The organism is Syntrophorhabdus sp. (assembly GCA_012719415.1).
Classification (GTDB): domain Bacteria; phylum Desulfobacterota; class Syntrophorhabdia; order Syntrophorhabdales; family Syntrophorhabdaceae; genus Delta-02.
In genome coordinates, this window is the sequence record JAAYAK010000195.1 from 1 (window position 1) to 16,766 (window position 16,766).

The 16,766-nt window shown below is 56.9% G+C and carries 16 protein-coding genes and 1 pseudogene; 8 read left to right on the plus strand and 9 right to left on the minus strand.

Going from position 1 to position 16,766, the window contains the following annotated elements:
* Both GXX82_11130 and GXX82_11135 read left to right on the plus strand, forming a co-directional pair.
* Positions 1 to 1,013: hypothetical protein (locus tag GXX82_11130; protein ID NLT23589.1), on the plus strand; the 1,013-nt coding region annotated here is incomplete at its 5' end.
* Positions 1,014 to 1,026: 13 nt separating this feature from the next.
* Complete coding sequence (locus GXX82_11135; GenBank protein NLT23590.1) at positions 1,027 to 1,575, plus strand: hypothetical protein; 549 nt, start codon at positions 1,027 to 1,029, stop codon at positions 1,573 to 1,575.
* 45 nt (positions 1,576 to 1,620) lie between these two features.
* Here GXX82_11135 and GXX82_11140 read toward each other — a convergent pair.
* Positions 1,621 to 1,783: pseudogene (locus GXX82_11140) on the minus strand (DUF86 domain-containing protein).
* A gap of 511 nt (positions 1,784 to 2,294) precedes the next feature.
* Between GXX82_11140 and proC the strand changes: the two are divergent.
* From proC to GXX82_11170, 6 genes are all read left to right on the plus strand, one after another.
* Entirely contained in the window at positions 2,295 to 3,095 is an 801-nt protein-coding gene (gene proC / locus GXX82_11145; GenBank protein ID NLT23591.1) for a pyrroline-5-carboxylate reductase, read from the plus strand.
* Positions 3,095 to 3,742: a protein-L-isoaspartate(D-aspartate) O-methyltransferase gene (locus GXX82_11150; GenBank protein NLT23592.1), complete on the plus strand. Its 648-nt coding sequence runs from the start codon at positions 3,095 to 3,097 to the stop codon at positions 3,740 to 3,742. The genes proC and GXX82_11150 overlap by 1 nt, the downstream gene beginning before the upstream one ends.
* A complete protein-coding gene (locus tag GXX82_11155) occupies positions 3,739 to 4,605 on the plus strand; it encodes a sigma-70 family RNA polymerase sigma factor (protein ID NLT23593.1) in 867 nt (288 codons plus the stop codon). The genes GXX82_11150 and GXX82_11155 overlap by 4 nt, the downstream gene beginning before the upstream one ends.
* A complete protein-coding gene (gene murJ / locus GXX82_11160; protein NLT23594.1) occupies positions 4,586 to 6,112 on the plus strand; it encodes a murein biosynthesis integral membrane protein MurJ in 1,527 nt (508 codons plus the stop codon). Before GXX82_11155 ends, murJ begins: the two co-directional genes overlap by 20 nt.
* A 4-nt stretch (positions 6,113 to 6,116) precedes the next feature.
* Entirely contained in the window at positions 6,117 to 6,968 is an 852-nt protein-coding gene (locus tag GXX82_11165; protein NLT23595.1) for a hypothetical protein, read from the plus strand.
* Positions 6,969 to 7,478: 510 nt separating this feature from the next.
* Positions 7,479 to 10,937, plus strand: coding sequence for an alpha-amylase (locus GXX82_11170; protein NLT23596.1), 3,459 nt, complete (start codon positions 7,479 to 7,481; stop codon positions 10,935 to 10,937).
* 239 nt (positions 10,938 to 11,176) lie between these two features.
* Here GXX82_11170 and GXX82_11175 read toward each other — a convergent pair whose 3' ends face one another.
* The 8 genes from GXX82_11175 to GXX82_11210 all read right to left on the minus strand — a co-directional run bounded on the left by GXX82_11175 (position 11,177) and on the right by GXX82_11210 (position 16,765).
* A complete protein-coding gene (locus GXX82_11175; GenBank protein ID NLT23597.1) occupies positions 11,177 to 11,512 on the minus strand; it encodes a hypothetical protein in 336 nt (111 codons plus the stop codon).
* An 11-nt stretch (positions 11,513 to 11,523) separates the two neighbouring features.
* On the minus strand, positions 11,524 to 11,772 hold the full coding sequence (locus GXX82_11180) for a hypothetical protein (GenBank protein ID NLT23598.1): 249 nt from the start codon (positions 11,770 to 11,772) through the stop codon (positions 11,524 to 11,526).
* A 19-nt stretch (positions 11,773 to 11,791) separates the two neighbouring features.
* Positions 11,792 to 12,685: a zinc transporter ZupT gene (zupT, locus tag GXX82_11185; GenBank protein NLT23599.1), complete on the minus strand. Its 894-nt coding sequence runs from the start codon at positions 12,683 to 12,685 to the stop codon at positions 11,792 to 11,794.
* Between the two features lie 160 nt (positions 12,686 to 12,845).
* Positions 12,846 to 13,652 carry a transporter gene (locus GXX82_11190; protein ID NLT23600.1) on the minus strand — a complete coding sequence of 269 codons (807 nt, stop codon included), beginning with the start codon at positions 13,650 to 13,652 and terminating at the stop codon, positions 12,846 to 12,848.
* Positions 13,653 to 13,715: 63 nt separating this feature from the next.
* Positions 13,716 to 14,084: a DUF2325 domain-containing protein gene (locus tag GXX82_11195; protein NLT23601.1), complete on the minus strand. Its 369-nt coding sequence runs from the start codon at positions 14,082 to 14,084 to the stop codon at positions 13,716 to 13,718.
* Positions 14,085 to 14,118: 34 nt separating this feature from the next.
* Positions 14,119 to 14,283 carry a hypothetical protein gene (locus GXX82_11200; GenBank protein ID NLT23602.1) on the minus strand — a complete coding sequence of 55 codons (165 nt, stop codon included), beginning with the start codon at positions 14,281 to 14,283 and terminating at the stop codon, positions 14,119 to 14,121.
* Between the two features lie 13 nt (positions 14,284 to 14,296).
* Positions 14,297 to 16,453, minus strand: coding sequence for a ferrous iron transport protein B (feoB, locus tag GXX82_11205; protein NLT23603.1), 2,157 nt, complete (start codon positions 16,451 to 16,453; stop codon positions 14,297 to 14,299).
* A 75-nt stretch (positions 16,454 to 16,528) separates the two neighbouring features.
* Positions 16,529 to 16,765 carry a ferrous iron transport protein A gene (locus GXX82_11210; GenBank protein NLT23604.1) on the minus strand — a complete coding sequence of 79 codons (237 nt, stop codon included), beginning with the start codon at positions 16,763 to 16,765 and terminating at the stop codon, positions 16,529 to 16,531.
* Between the last annotated feature and the right edge of the window lies 1 nt (position 16,766).

A 16,766-nucleotide genomic window follows, 5' to 3' on the forward strand; every position in this document is an offset into this window, starting at 1 on the left:
ACGATCCCCTCCTGGGGAGGTTCATATCGGCGGACTCCATAATACCCGAGCCGGGGAACCTCCAGGCGTTCAACAGGTATAGCTATTGTGTTAATAATCCGTTAGTATATACGGATCCGAGCGGACATGATTTTGGCCTGACGGCCTTTATTGTTACTGTCGTTATTGGGGCTGCTATTGGAGCTGGGGTTGCGGCAACTACAGGCGGCGATATCGCCACAGGTGCCCTGACAGGGGCTGTTAGCGCTGCAGCCTTTTACGGAGCAGGTACACTAATTGAAGGGATAAGGGTAAGCGCTTCCATGGCAGCGGTAACTGAAGCGGGGGCTATAAGTGAGTACGCGATGGCGGCCGCATATCAACAGAGTGTGAGTTCTTTGGGCGCTGCGAGCATTCATGCGGGTGCCGGAGCCCTCGCAGGCGGAGTTAATGCGGCCATCACTAGTGATGATGTTGCGAAGGGGGCGGCCGTTGGCGGTATATCAAGCGGCCTAGGCACTCTCTCTGGAGGCTTGATACGGGATGATTTCGGGTCACAGCTCGTAGGCCGCTCACTGATTGGTGGGGTAAGCGGAGGAATTTCTTCAACGATCTACGGCGGCAACTTCGGGAAAGGCTTTCGACAAGGGGCCATGATGGCAGGCTTTGCCGTCTTGTTCAACGAGGGTGCGGACAGAGCTTGGCTAGTGATTCAGGCTGGCGGTGATTTTGCCACTCCAGTGAGAGGCGCCGGCGGAGGCGCTACGGGATTTTTCAGAGGTGATGAATCAGCTCAACTTTCTGCCTCGGCAAACTCCAATATTGGTTTAGGCGGTAGCAAAGGTCCCAGTTTCGGTCTCGTGTACACCGACGATCCCAGCAATATCGTCGGGTCCCTTAATGTTTGTGCAGTCGTATGTGTTTCTATTCAATTTTCCAAAAGTGGTTGGCCGGTCGGTGCTACAGTTGGCCGAGGTGGGGCAGGAGCATGGTGGTCCCACCCCTTGGTTAGTGAAACCATAGAATGGGAATGATCGAGGCTTGCAGATGACTCACTCCACCAAGAAGTTGATATTCATCCCTAGAGCTTCTTTCTTTGAAATTGAGACCCGTCTTACGGTAGATGCTGTTAAAAGAACCCTTGAAGCAAGTTTGGCGAAGGCACACTCCTTCAATCCCTTTTATGTGCCTTTGGATGATGCCTTTGTCGGCGAAGTATATGCATCGGGGTTCGATGTAAAACTGGATGTTTGGTATAACCGTGGTTTTAATCCTGTGTTTCACGGCTTCTTCAGGAAAACGGACAAGGGCGTAACAGTTCAAGTGAAGGCTTCCAGTGAATTAGCCACGTTCGGCGCAGTCTTTGGATGGTTGTGCTCTACAGTGACGCTAGTCGCTGCATTTATCAATCTCTTTCATCAGAATTTTCATTCAGCTGGAATAGCATTTTGTGTTGGTGTTGGCATTTTGGCTATGACCGTTCTTTCGGTGCGGGTCTATGATCGGACAATTCGTAAGGGGCAGGAAAAACTCATTTCTATGCTGCGGACCAAGAATAGTTGGGGTGGGGGCGCGGCAACATTCTCAGGAAATTAGCAGACTCAGGTCTTCCGAGGTGCATTGAAGAATAACATGTTTTTCTTAAGCGCTTTCCGCTAGCACCACTCCAACCGTGGCTTCGAGGGGTCCGATATCTTCCTGTATTGGCTGCCACAGGATCTCGGTGTCCACGCTAAAATACTCATGGATGAGCTTGTTCTTCTTCAAAGGTCTTGCGGTCCTCTGCAAAATCCTCGTAACTCATGTCTTTCGTGAAGGCTTTACCTCTTCCGCCGATACCGTATCCCGACCGTTCCCGCGTTCCAGGTGTTCTGTTCCGAGAATCTGCCGTTGCATGTTACATCTTTCCACGTTCAGCGGCCTGTTGACGAGGTCTGCTTATACTTCATTCTGCGTTCAGGCCCGAATCCGGAAGTTCTTCTAACTCGACATGTTTCCTAGATTCCGGCCTTCGCCGGAATGACGGCAAAACATAGGGCGGACCGATGAATGACGACGGAACGTAGAGCGGGCCAAGGGTCGATCTTGTCAACGACCTGCCAATCGGCTGGAGTTATTCAAACCGCCTTTACTTTCTTCCGCCGTTAACCCTCAAGCCATTCAAGCGATTCAAGCCGCCTTTGTCTTGTTCGCCTCATCCCCCAGCCTCTTTCATCTCCATCATCCCATGCCACCAACGACCGCCGCTATCCCGTATACGCAGTTTTGACTTTAATTTGGGGCGTTGTTCTGTTATAAGGTACAAGGAGGAAGCCATGAACAAGGTAGGCATCGTGGGTGTGGGGAATATGGGGGAGTCTGTCCTCAGGGCCCTCATGCAGAAGGGGGTGAAGAAGGATAGTCTTTGTTTTGTTGAGACAAAGAAAGACCGCGCCCTCTCTATCGGAAAGACTTACGGCGTCAAGGACGTCAAGAAAGTTTCGGAGCTCACGAAGAGGTCCGATCTTGTCGTGGTTGCCGTTAAACCCCAGGATGCCCGTAAGATACTTCCCGATGTTGCTTCCTCCATGGACGGATCGAAGGTGCTCGTCTCCATCATGGCCGGCGTGACCATGGCGAACATCATCGCGCTCGCGGGCAGGTCGGTGAAGGTCATCAGGATGATGCCCAATATCGCCGTCAAGGTCGGCCAGGGCGTCATCGGTGTGGCGGCAGGCGCGGATGTCTCGCAAAAGGAAGTCTCGGAGGTGAAGGACCTCTTTTCCTCCGCGGGCCTCACCGTCGATGTGGGGGAAGAGCTTATGGACGCCATCACCTCCCTCGGCGCCAGCAGCCCCGCTTTCTTCCTTCTCTTCCTGGAGGCGATGATCGACGGCGGCGTCAAGATAGGCATCCCGAGAGACAAGGCGAAGGCCATTTCTCTTCAGGTCATCAAAGGGACGATCGCCATGCTCGAGGAAGAGAACGTCCACCCCGCACTGATGCGCGAAATGATAACATCGCCGGGCGGCACCACCATCAGCGGCCTCGCCGCTCTTGAGGAGAAGGCTTTCAGGGGAAGCGTCATCGAGGCCATAGAGAAGGCCGCGCAGAGGGCAAAAGAACTTTCCCTATGATGAACCAATATCAGAGCAAGCGGCAGTTGATGGTGGAGACGCAGATCGTCGCCCGCGGGGTGACGGACAGGCGCGTCGTCAACGCGATGTTGAAGGTCCCGAGACACCTCTTCGTCGATGAGGCCCTCTGGCCCGAGGCATACGAGGACCACCCTCTTCCCATCGGAGAGAAGCAGACCATCTCGCAGCCCTACATCGTGGCTCTCATGACGGAACTCCTCCATCTCACCGGCAAGGAAAAGGTCCTCGAGATCGGCACCGGATCGGGGTATCAGTGCGCCATCCTCGCGGAGGTTGCCGACATGGTCTACACCATAGAGCGCATACCGGCCATAGCGAAAAGGGCGCGAAAGATATTCGACCAGCTCAAGTATACTAACGTGATCATCCACATCGGCGACGGCACCCTCGGCTGGAAGGAACACAGCCCCTATGACGGGATCATCGTGACAGCCGCCGCTCCCCACCCTCCCGCGGCCCTGCTCGAACAGCTCGCCATCGGCGGCAGGCTTGTCATTCCCATTGGAAACGAGTTCTCCCAGGACCTCATCATCTTCACACGTGAGGCCAAAGACAGTTATACAGAAGAGAATTACGGCGGCTGCAGATTCGTGAAGCTCATCGGTGAGCAGGGATGGAGAGAATGAACGGGGAAAGGGACACGGCGGGCTTTGCCCGCTACGACGATATCGAGGTGGAGCGCCTGTACATGAGGGATTTGCGCAAGCTCCCCGTCATATCCGTCGAAGAAGAGAAGATGTACGCCCGCATGGTGGCGGAGGGGAACCCGGAGGCCCGCAGGAAGATGATCGAGGCCAACCTGCGCCTCGTGGTGAAGATCGCCCGCAGATACGTCAACCAGGGGATGAGCCTCCTCGACCTCATCGAGGAGGGCAACATAGGCCTCATAAAGGCTGTGGAAAAGTTCGACCTGGCAAAAGAGTGCCGCTTCTCCACGTATGCCACGTGGTGGATAAAGCAGTCCATCGAGCGGTCGATAGCGAACCACTCCCGGACGATACGTCTGCCCGTCCACGTCTCATCCCGGGTGAACAGGATATCGAAGATCATCAGCTCCGCCGTTGAAAAGACGGGCCGGGAGCCTTCGCTGGAGGAGATCTCCACGGAATCGGGGTACCGCATCGACTTCGTCAGAAACCTCTTCACCATGGCGATAAAGACCTATTCCCTGGAAAGCTACATCGACGAGAACTCGAAGCTCACCCTCGAGGAGGTCATTCCCAACCCCGATAACGAAGAACCGCTTTCCATCCTGGAACACACGAGGCGCATGGAAGAGGTGGCCTCGTGGCTCGACACCCTTGCCTCCGACGAGAGGAAGGTCATCATGCTGCGTTTCGGCCTTGACGGAGACGAACCGCAGACACTGGAATCCATCGGCAAGACCTTCGGCGTGACGCGGGAGCGCATACGCCAGATCGAACAAAAGGCCCTCAACAAACTCCGTAAGATCGTCAAGAGACGGAATATTGGAACAGAAAGCATCTGAGCCCTCCCGCCGGAACCCGGCGCTCGACATCATCCGCAAAGGCTCCGTCATCACCATCATAACCCTCATCTCGAGACCGCTCGGCTATGTCCGCGAAGCGATACAGGCATACCTCTTCGGGGCCACCCTGCTCGTCGACGCATTCATCGTGGCCTTCAACTTTCCCGAGCTCATCCAGACGCTCTTCTTCTCCGGGGCGACAAGCGCCTTCCTTATCCCCGTGTGCACGAAATATCTCCACGACCGCGAGGAGTACTCCCGCATATACTCGACGTTCATCAACATCTCCGTGGTCCTCACGCTCTTCGTCTCCCTCCTGTTCTTCCTCTTCAGCGGAACCGTCGTGCGGCTGATCGCCCCGGGCTTCACCGAAGAGGCAAGGGCGATCACGAACAACCTTTTCCTCATCATGATACCCGTCATCGCCTTTCACACGGTCCTTTCCGTCATGAAGGCATTCCTCAACGCGAAGGAGCACTTCGCCGCCCCCGAGCTGTCGGGGATACTCTGGAACATCTTCTTCATCGCCTCGGCGGTCCTCCTGGCGAAGAAGCTCGGCATCTACAGCCTTGCCATAGGCGTCAGCGTGGGAGCCCTCCTGCAGATCGTCATGCAGTATCCCTATCTCAGGAAATTCGGCATCCGCTACCACTTCTCCCTTGATCTCGGCCACCCAGCCGTTGCCACGGCCAAACGTCTTTTCACCGGCGCGCTCATCGCGACGTCCATCGTGCCCATCAACAGCTTTGTCGGGAGGATCATAGCCTCCTACCTCCCCCACGGAGAGGTGGCGTCCCTTTCCTACGCCTTCAGGATATTCATCCTTCCCTTCAGCCTCTTCGCCGTGCCCGTGTACACCGTCATGTTCTCGAAGCTCTCGAAGCTCTTCCATGACAGGGACATGGGTGATTTCAGGGCCCACATAGACAGCTCAGTCGTCCTCATCTGCGTGACCCTCATCCCGGCGACCATATTGCTGTGCGCCACGGGGGACCTGTGCGTCAAGCTCCTCTATGAACGCGGGGCCTTCACAGCGACGGACACGGCAATGACGAACCGGGCGCTTTTCGGTTACAGCGTGGGGCTCGTCTTCTATGCCCTTTCCATCTCCTTCGTGAGGATATTCAACGCCATGCACGACATGAAAACGCCGGCGCTCATCGGCATCACCTCCATCGTGCTCAACGCCATCATCGCCTCTGTCCTCATGGTCCCCTTCAGAAACCTGGGGATATCCCTGGCCACGTCCATTGTGTCCCTCTACAACTTCCTCTTTCTCTATATCATTCTCAGGAACAGGACAGGGTACAGACTGGCCCGCCCCGCCGTCCGCGACATCATCAAGTCCCTTCTCGCCGGGATACTTCTCACTTTTCTTATCGTCCTTGTGCGCCGGCTCCTGCCGGGAAGCCTTCTTTTCCCGCTTGTCATCAGCGCTTTATTGACGGTTGTCGTCTATGGTATAGTGTTCAAGAACTACTACCGAAAACTCTTGCGCAGGAGATAATGGCATGCCTGTTTTCTCGAGGAACAAGCTGACACCCGAGAATATCCTGGAGCATATCGGAAAGATCCATGACGAGAATTACGGCAATCATGGCGTCCCTTTCATCTCCCGGGTTTTCGGGGACATCGTCGACCTCTTTAACGGCGAATGGCCCGGCTATCACCGGTGCGATACGCAGTACCATGACCTCTACCACACCATGCAGACCGTGCCGCCTTTCGTGGAGATCGTCAGCGGCTGGAACAAGAGCGGTGCCTCTCCAAGGATCTCGGAGGATTTCTTCTCCTTCGGAACCATCGCGGTCCTTCTGCACGACACGGGGTACATCAGGGAGATCGGTGACGATGAAGGCACGGGCGCGAAATACACCCTCACCCACGTACAGCGCAGCATCGATTTCGCCAACATCTATCTCCGCCAGATAGGTCTGCCTGTGGCCGAAATACGCCATGTCCTCAATGTCATCCGGTGCACCGGCGTCACCATCGACCTCAATGTCCGCTTCCGTAATGACGAAGAACGGATAGTCGGATGCGCCCTGGGGACAGCGGATCTCCTGGGCCAGATGTCATCCCCCGATTACATCGACACCCTCCCCGTCCTCTTCGACGAATTTGCGGAGTCCTACAGTTTTGAAGGTGTCGAGAAACTTCACAGGAAGGGTTCCACCCTCTATGCCGACGCCGATGAGCTCATCCGATCAACACCCACCTTCTACGAGGAAGTGGCCCTCAAGCGCTTCAAGATGATGGGTTCCATGGAAACATACATCCCCTACCACTACGGCGGAAAAAGAAACCCCTACATGACCGCAATCCAGAAAAATATCAAAACCATTAAACAAAAGTGGAAGTGAGGACGGTTTCAGGTTTCAGGACGCAAAGACGGTCGCATGAGCTTCAGATGTTCCCGGACACTGCACGGGCTCTCATTCCGTCCGCGCCCATCATGCCAACGTCATTCCGGCGAAGGCCGGAATCCAGGAAGAAACGGCGGTGAATGGTCACCCGACAGAGACAAGTGCCACTGCACCTCTCGTATCGCACTCTCAGGGTCTTGTTTTCGGTGTGCTTTCTGCTGCGGCAGGGCTTTTTCTGGATTCAGGCCTTCGCCGGAATGACGGGAGAGAGGTTGGGCGGATGAACGGGAGAGAGGTTGGGCGGAATGACACGGGACAGGTTACCAGCATGATGGCAAACGCTGCGGCATGTTAGGCAGGATTAAAACCCTTAGACGACTGTTTTCAGTCTTTGTCTTCAACTTGAGACCTGAGACTTGAAACTTGAAACGGTTTTTCAAACCCCGATTGACTGAATTCCCTGGCTGTGTTAGCATTCCTTCTACAAAGGACAATTGGCGTGAGCCTATGATAAAGACGATCAGAGAGTTCCACGTGTCGCGGAAGGCGAGGGACACGTATCATTTCAGCGACTCCCTCTTCACCTTGAGCGGCAACGTGATATTCACCAACTTTCTCGCTGCCCGCGCCTTCGCTCAGAAGATGAACGACAGGCGGGACCTCATGCTCTACCCCGAGAGCGCCATACGCGCGGGCGCGCTCATCGCCATGGGCCTCATCGACGAGATCCTTCACTACATGGTGAGCGTGTACGGGGAATCCCTTCGGAAGGACGTGATGGCCCGCGCCCTTTCCCACCTCGAGGCAGAGTTCGGGCCCGGGGAAACAGCGAGGGTCCTCCGCCAGTTCAGCGATGAATTCCCGCCCCTTGCCGTCTACCAGAGGAAGATGACCCTCGATGAGTACCTCAGCGGCCAGACGGGCGAGACACCCAACCGGCAGATCGTGCTCGAAGAGATGCTCCTTCTCTGGCTTGCGAACATGAATCCCGCCTTCTCCCCCTTTACCGAGCTTTTCGACGACTCTTCCCTCAAGAGAGAGACCTCGTTTCTGAGGACCATCGGCGAACTGAGGTCCTTCTTTGACTCGCAGCCCCCCTTCGGGCCGGAAGGACAGAACCTGATAGACCTGCTCCGCAGTCCCGCCATCGCCGTGCCCCACTCGTTGTCGGGGCAGCTCGAATACATCATGGAGCGCTGGGGATACCTTCTCGGCTCCAGGTTCATCTCACGCATGCTCAAAAGCCTCGACCTCTTCAAGGAAGAGGAGAAGATGCCTTTTCTCGGGCCCGGCAAGGCCCAGGTGTACCGGTACACCGGTCTCGAATTCGAACCGGAACAGTTCAGCGCGGACAAGGACTGGATGCCGCGGCTCATCCTCATCGCCAAGAACGTGTACGTATGGCTCGACCAGTTATCGCGGTCCTACGGCCGATCCATAGACAAACTCGATCAGATACCCGACGAGGAGCTCGACATCCTCCGGAGGAGGGGTTTTACCGGAATATGGCTCATCGGAGTATGGGAACGCAGCGCCGCCTCGCAGCGCATCAAACAGATGTGCGGCAACCCGGAGGCGGTCCCTTCCGCCTATTCTCTGCACGACTATATCATTGCCCGGGACCTCGGAGGCGAGGAGGCCTTTCTTCAATTCAAGGACCGCGCGACGCGACGGGGCATTCGCCTTGCCAGCGACATGGTGCCGAACCATGTCGGCATCTACTCGCGCTGGGTCATCGAGCATCCCGACTGGTTCATCTCCGTTGACCACAACCCCTTTCCCTGGTACTCATTCGGTGGAGCCAACCTGTCCCATGACGACCGTGTATCCATCCAGATAGAGGACCACTACTATGACCGCACCGACGCGGCGGTGGTATTCAAGCGGCGTGACAACTGGACGGGCGACGAGAAGTTCGTCTATCACGGGAATGACGGGACGAGCATGCCCTGGAACGACACGGCACAGCTCAACTACCTCAACCCCGAGGTGCGCGAGGCGATGATCCGCACCATCATCCACGTGGCCCGGGAGTTTCCCGTCATCCGTTTCGATGCCGCCATGACGCTCACGAAGAAACATTACCAGAGGCTCTGGTTTCCCGAGCCGGGTACGGGCGGGGCCATACCGACACGATCGGAGCACAGCCTCACCTATGACGATTTCTCGAAGGCCATGCCAGCCGAGTTCTGGCGCGAGGTCGTGGACCGTGTCGCCGTGGAGGCACCGGACACGCTTCTGCTTGCCGAGGCGTTCTGGCTGCTGGAGGGGTACTTCGTCCGGACTCTGGGGATGCATCGCGTCTACAACAGCGCCTTCATGAACATGCTTCGCGACGAGGAGAATTCCAAGTACCGCCTTGTCATGAAGAATACCCTTGAGTTTGACCCGCAGATACTCCGCCGTTTCGTCAACTTCATGAACAACCCCGACGAAAGGACGGCCGTGGACCAGTTTGGCACGGGAGACAAGTACTTCGGGGTCTGTACCATGATGGTCACGATGCCGGGCCTCCCCATGTTCGGCCACGGACAGGTCGAAGGCTACGGGGAGAAGTACGGCATGGAGTACCGCAGGGCATACTGGGATGAAACGCCGAACCAGTACCTCGTCGAGCGCCACGAACGGGAGATATCCCCCCTCCTCCACCATCGCCACCTCTTCGCCGACGTGGAGAATTTCCTTCTCTATGATTTCTTCACTCCCGAGGGCACCGTCAACGAGGACGTCTTCGCGTACTCGAATCGTTTCGGGGATAAAAGAACGCTCTTTGTCTTCCACAACAGGTACGCGACGGCACGGGGCTGGATACACCGGTCCGCCGCGTTCTCCGTCAAGGAAGGCCCCGGGGATACCCGCAGGCTCGTCCAGAAAGACCTTGCGGAAGGCCTCGGCCTCCCGAGGGACGGCGCTTGTTTCACTCTTTTCAGGGACCACGTTTCCAGCCTGGAGTATATCAGGGAAAACGGGGAGCTGGCCGAAAAGGGCCTCTTCGTGGAGCTTCAGGCCTACCAGTATCACGTTTTCCTCGACTTCCGCCATGTTGAGGACAACGAGTGGCACCACTACGCGCAACTCTGCAGGTACCTCGGCGGCAGGGGCGTTCCCAGTATCGAGGAGACCATGCGGGAGATCTTCCTCCAACCCATCCACGGGTACTTCAGGGAACTTGTCAATCCCGGGTTCTTTCGGTATGTCCTCACGACCCACAGGGATGTGGTGAACCGCAAGGTACCTCTGCCACCGGAGGAACTGACCGATGAGGTCACACGCAAGCTTGGCGACCTCCTTCGGGAGATCAAGGCGCACACCGGTTCATCCCGGGACGAGCAGGCCATCATCCGGGAGGTGACGAGAAAACTCGCGATACTGGTAACCTCCCATCCCTTCATGGAGCACATCACCGACAGCGAGACAGACATCCGTTCGGTCCTGTCGCGGGAGCTTTCCGCCGCCCACCTGGCATGGCTGTTCGTCCATGTCCTGGGAGACCTCATCGACGGCGCCGGCGCCCGCGAGGAGGTCAGCAGAAGCTGGATAGACGAATGGCTCTTCGGCCGGATCATCGGGGAAACACTGGAGGAACTGGGCTACGACGACAGCGACAGGCACTCCGCTCAGTTGCTTATCAAGATCTTCACCACCCACCAGAGATGGTGCGAGGAACACAATCCCCGGTCGGTGCTCGCATCGCTCATGGCCGACGGCGACGTCCATTATCTTCTCGGCATCAACCGTTACCAGGGCGTCCTGTGGTTCAGCAAGGAGGCCTTCGAGGACATGGTCGCCTGGATGCATTTCACCGCCGGTGTCTCCATACTGTCCCGGGAGGGGGTCGAGGAAGACAAGGTGCGTGAGGAACTCCGGGACAGCTTCAGGGCCGTCGACACGCTCCACCAGGCATCCCTGTCATCGGACTATCAACTGGAAAAGCTCATGGCCCTCTTGAAAGAAAAGGACCAATAACCAGTCTATTTCTTTGTCTTCTTGAGCACTTTGTCTTTACAGGGCATGTTCTTGTGCACGAGGGTCTTCTTGAGGGCGCACCGGATCGCCACGAAGGTCCTGCAGCTTCCCGAGCCGTCCACACCGGTCTCTTTTGGCATCGACGCATACTTGCAGGATAGGTCACAAAAACCCAGCAGTTCTTTCATCGAGACTTATTTACCACATCGCGACGAATGGTACAAAGATTTTTCCTCCCCTCAGGCTGCCAGGATGAGAATAATGACAACGAACAAAGCGGCCAGAACAAGGAGTACCGTCCATGACAGGGCACTGGTCCTTGCCCGGTCCTTCCCGGTGGGCTCCGGACTGTCCGCTTCTTTCCGCGCGGTGAGTGACCGGGACGCGGCAAGGAAAAGAACAAGGCCGATCACGCCCGCCAGCACCCAACCCAACACGCCTCCCCAGGATGGATCCGGCCGTCTCGTGAGAACCGCCACCGCTCCCCCGAAACCAATGACGGCCATCAAGCCTCCCACCACTTTGACAAGCATCCAGGGAAGCCGTTTCGCTTCGGACCTCAATCGTTCCTCCATACCTTTTCTCCTCATGCCTGCAGCGCTATGCGTAGGGCGATCATGGGCGCAAGGTTGAAAAGTATGATGCACACTTTGTAGAATGCCATGCCGGCGTAGTGTATAGCGTCGAAGCTCTCCCGCGAGATCCTGAACCACTGAACGTGGATCCGGTACAGCATCTCGTGGGCTCTGGAAAAGGCCAGAAACCATATCATCAATACAATGAGATTGATGACCGTACACCAGCCAAAGAAGATACTCGCCTTTTCGATGGTCACAGCAACCTCCTCTTTCCTTTCACTTCTTCATCAATAACAGGCTCAACGCCATGATCGCCATCCCGCTGATGAGGCCGAAGAGGCTGTCGTGTCCCTTCCCGTAGGCGCGGCTTGCCGGGAGAAGTTCGTCGAGACTGATGTATACCATAACGCCGGCGACGCCGCCGAAGAGAATCCCCATGAACTGCTCGGGGATGGCTCCCGACGCACCGCCCGTGAACACTCTGAGCGCCAGGTACGCAGCAGCCGCCGCCACCGGTTCCGCCATGCCGCTCAGGAAGGAGTAGAAGAATGCCTTCCTGCGTTTCCCCGTGGCATAGAAGATGGGTACGGAAACGCTGATGCCCTCGGGAATATTGTGCAAGGCGATGGCCGTGGCTATCGCCAGGCCAAGGCCGGGGTCCTTCAGCGCGGCAAGGAAGGTCGCCAGCCCTTCCGGCAGATTGTGCACGGTTATGGCAAGCGCCGTGAAAAGACCCATGCGCATCAATCTGCCCTTGTGAAGGGCGGTGCCCTGCCCCGGTCCGGAACCTTCCCCCGCGGGCTCGGCGTTCCGTGGAGAACCCGCAGAACCGTGGAGGGGGATGAACTCGAATTCCGCGTGCGTTTCGTGGGGATTCTCAGATGAGGGGATAAGATTGTCAATAACCCCTATGAACAGGACGCCACCAAAAAAGGACGCCACGTTGATCCAATGTCCCGCGGGATCTCCGTAGCACTCGACAAGCACGCTGGACCCCTTGAAGAATATCTCCACGAAAGAAACGTAGAGCATCACTCCCGCGGAGAACCCCGTCGACACCGACAGGAAGCGATAATTGGTCCTGCGGGCCGCGAAGGCGATAACGCTCCCGATACCCGTCGCCAACCCGGCAAACGTGGTCAGCCCCAGCGCCGTCCACACCTCCGTCATCGGCCCCGACTCCCATCCTTCTCGATCATGGCTGCTTCTACAATACATTGCGGCCTTGATTTTTGCAAGTTGGGGGGGCGGATAACGGATCTCGGGTGACAGGTTACAGGAAGGGATCTACGTCCCATGACCCATAACCCATCACCCATTACCTGTCCTCTCAGAACCTTATCGTCAATCCGCCGATGTAGGTGTTGTCCGCCTCTGCCTTGTTGAGACCGCGCTTGTAGCCGAGGTCGAGGTCGATCTTGTCCGTGATGGAGTATATGAGACCCCCGAGAAAGAAGGCGGGGTCGGTGGCTGCCGTCCTGTCGGTGTTCGTTTTCGTTCCCACATTCGCCACGAGTTTCAGGGGTTTCGCCACGGTGACAACGGCGGCGATATCCCCGCCCCATATGTCCTTTCTCTCGTCCGTGTCGTTATCATTGCGTCTGTACCCCGCATTGAGATGCAGGGAGACGGGGCCTATGTCCTGTGTGGCGATGAAGAGCGCTCCGTAGGTCATCCGGCCGGTTCCGAAGCCCTTGTTGTGGTTCCCCGTCGGGAAGGACACCCCGGGCTTCACTGCCATGGCAAAGCCACCCTTCTCAAAGAACCGCCACTTCGCCTCCAGCGTCATATCGGCAATACCATTTTCGTTGTGGATGGTATCACCATCTTCCCTCACCCTCGACCACTCATATGGCACTCCCAGGAGGACATCCAGGTTGTCGAGGATGCCATAGGAAAGGGTGGTGCTGGCGGAAGACCCATCCTCTTTGGTAACCACACCGTCCTCGTCCGTCCTGTGGTCCGACGTTTCGAAACCCAGTTCCACCTGGAACGCACCTTTTCCCAGCGTCCCCGCGTCATCGGTGAGGAGCGGCCGGGCGGCGAAGGTCACTCCCGGCAGGGAAACCGCCAGGGCAAGAACAAGGGCCGCCTTTATCATCTTTCTACTCAACCTGATCTGCGACAATGTGACCATGTATATCTCCTTATATAATAGTCGAATATCCTTTCCATAAGTTAACAGAGGAAGAACCTTCCCTTAAGCCACCGCCCTGTCGGCGGTGCGGCGACAATGCGCGTCCTTGCGGGAGCCCGCGCATCCGGACTCTCCCGCACCCCTTTGACCCGATGCCACAAGACGCTGCAGGCATTCGCGCAAACTGCATACACCGCAGGAATGTACCATGATCACGGGGATGCTTTTTGACTTCGCGGCACTCACAGCCTCTCTCTTCAACTGATGCGATACCTTTCCCGTGAACATGACCATGACATCGACGGCCTTGAGGCGGGTCGTGAGACCCGTCTTTGTTTTGGTAAAAACCCTCAACTCCACTCCATGCCTTCGGGCTTCAGTTTCATAATCCCGCTCCAATCTATCCATTCCACCTATCAAAGCAACGCACATTGATGCCTCCTTGTTGTCTGTCCCGTTAAACTCCTTATTCCGTTTTCCTGTCCCTGTCCTGGCACGTGCAGGACGAGCATCCGCAGCACTTTCCCGTCTCCCGGCCCGTTACCAACCGGTAGATGGACCTGGCGGCAAGGACGACCACCGCTCCGACGATCACCACAACCGCCGTCAACTCCCCGATCGACCCGTTCATGAGACACCTCCCGTCAGATACCGATACCAAGCACGCGGCCCGCCTGGAAGACGATCACCGTCAGTATCCAGGCCATCACCGTGAGCCCCGCCAGCTGAAAGAGTGCCCACTTCCAGGAATTGCTCTCCCTGCGCGTTACCGCGATCGTTGCCATGCAGGGAGCGCTCACCAGGCAAAAGAGCATGATGCAGAATGCCACGAGCGGAGTGTAGTTGGCACGCAATTGATCGCGAAGCTCAGAAGACTCTTCGTTGGCCTCCTTGCCGACGCTGTAGACAATGCCCAGCTGTGCCACAAAGACCTCCTTGGCGGCAAAGGCACCAATGAGAGCCGTACCTATCTTCCAGTCAAATCCCATGGGCTTGAGGACCGGTTCCAGGGCGTGCCCGATCCTTCCCGCGATGCTGCCCTTGAGCGACGCCTCCGTCATCGCGTTTTCGATCGATGTGATCTTCTCCTTCTTCTTCTCCTCGTCCGTTATGGTCGCTTCCACTGCCTGTTTCTCCTTCTCGAACCGCTCCGCCTGCTCTTGCGGCAGTCCCGGAAAGGTCGTCAGAGCCCACAGGAGGATGGAGATGCCCAGTATGATCGTTCCGGCCTTCTTGAGGTAAAGCCACCCGCGCTGCCACATGTGGGTCAGGACACCCCTCACGGTCGGCAGACGGTACGGAGGCAGCTCCATAACGAAGGGAACCGATTCGCCCTTGAAGATGGTGCCGCGCAGGACCTTCGCGCTGATAACGGCGAGAAGAATCCCTATGACGTATATGATCCAGAGCATCGGGGCGTTCCACGCCTGCGGAAAGAACGCGGGTATTATGAGCGCGTAGATCGGAAGCCTGGCTCCGCAGCTCATCAGGGGAACAACCAGCATCGTGACCAATCTGTCCCTCCTGTTCTCCAGCATTCTCGTCGCCATTATGGCTGGAACGGAGCAGCCGAAACCGATAAGCATGGGGATGAAGCTCTTGCCGTGAAGTCCTATCCGGTGCATCAGGCGGTCCATGATGAACGCGGCCCGCGCCATGTATCCGGAATCCTCGAGGATCGCGATCGCGAAGAACAACAAGAGAATATTGGGCAGGAAGACCACGACGCCGCCGACGCCGCCGATGATGCCGTCCACGATCAGGGATCTGAGCAGGCTCTCCGAACCTTCCGGCCACAGGGTACCAATGCTGTTCCCCAGCCATCCGAAGAGACCTTCTATCCACCCCATCGGAGGATCCCCCAGGGTGAATGTCAGGTAGAAGACCAGGTACATGAGCCCCAGGAAGATGGGGATGCCAAGGACACGGTTCGTGATGACCGTGTCGATCTTATCAGAAATGGTATGGAGGACCTCCACGGTGGAGTGCACCGCCTCCTGGCACGCACCCGAGATGTACCCGTATCTGCTGCTGGCGATGATCGTCTCCGGGTTCTCCCCGAGGATGCCCTCTATATGCGAAGAACTCTTCGCGAGCTGGGCACGGACCGCGTCGGATGAAACCTTTTCGAGAACATCCCTGTCGTTCTCCAGGAGTTTCACAGCCAACCAGCGTGCGCCATACTTCTCAGCGAGGAGAAGGTCGCCCTTCAGGAAGGACATTATCTTGCCGATCTCTTCCTCGAGTTCCTCCCCATAGTTGACAGAAGGCGTTTCACCGGGGTCCCTTTTCTGCAGCGAGACGGCCACAATCTGCATCATCAACTCCTCCATGCCCTCGCCCTTGTGGCCGACCGTCCTCACAACCGCCGCGTTGAAGAACCGCGAAAACTTTTCCAGATCGAACTCATATCCCCGTGCACGGGCCTCATCGCTCATGTTGAAGGCCAGTACGAGAGGTACCCCCGTTTCCATGAGCTGAACGGCAAGATAGAGGTTCCGCTCCAGGTTGGAGGAATCGATGATGTCCACCACCACATCAGGCTTCTCGTCAACGATGAAGTTCCTTGCCACCAGCTCCTCAGCCGAATAAGCGGTAAGACTGTACGTCCCGGGAAGATCGACGAACATGATCTCATGGCCGTCATATCGGCTGTAGCCTTCCTTCCTTTCCACCGTCACCCCGGGGTAATTGCCGACATGCTGCTTCGCGCCGGTGAGGTTGTTGAATATGGTGGTCTTCCCCGAGTTCGGATTTCCCGCGAGCGCCACAACGATCCTTGATCCCATAGGTTCTCCCATCCTTCCTATAATCTCCTGCCGTTATTAGTTGTAGCCAATGAAGTTAGCTATGCCTAACTTCGTTGGTAAATTTTTTTAGACAACGATGATCTTAGCGGCCATTCCCCGACCGAGCATGACCCGGCTGCCCTTAACGGCAACGATAAAGGGCCCCCGCGCCGAATTGAGTATCACATCCACCGGTACTCCCGGAACCAAACCCATCGCCGCCAGCCTGCCCTTGAGATCCTGACCCGAATCCACAGCCACGATATACACCTTTCTTCCGGCTTCAACGGCGCTGAGCGGCATCGAACGCCGCTCCTGCCGCATT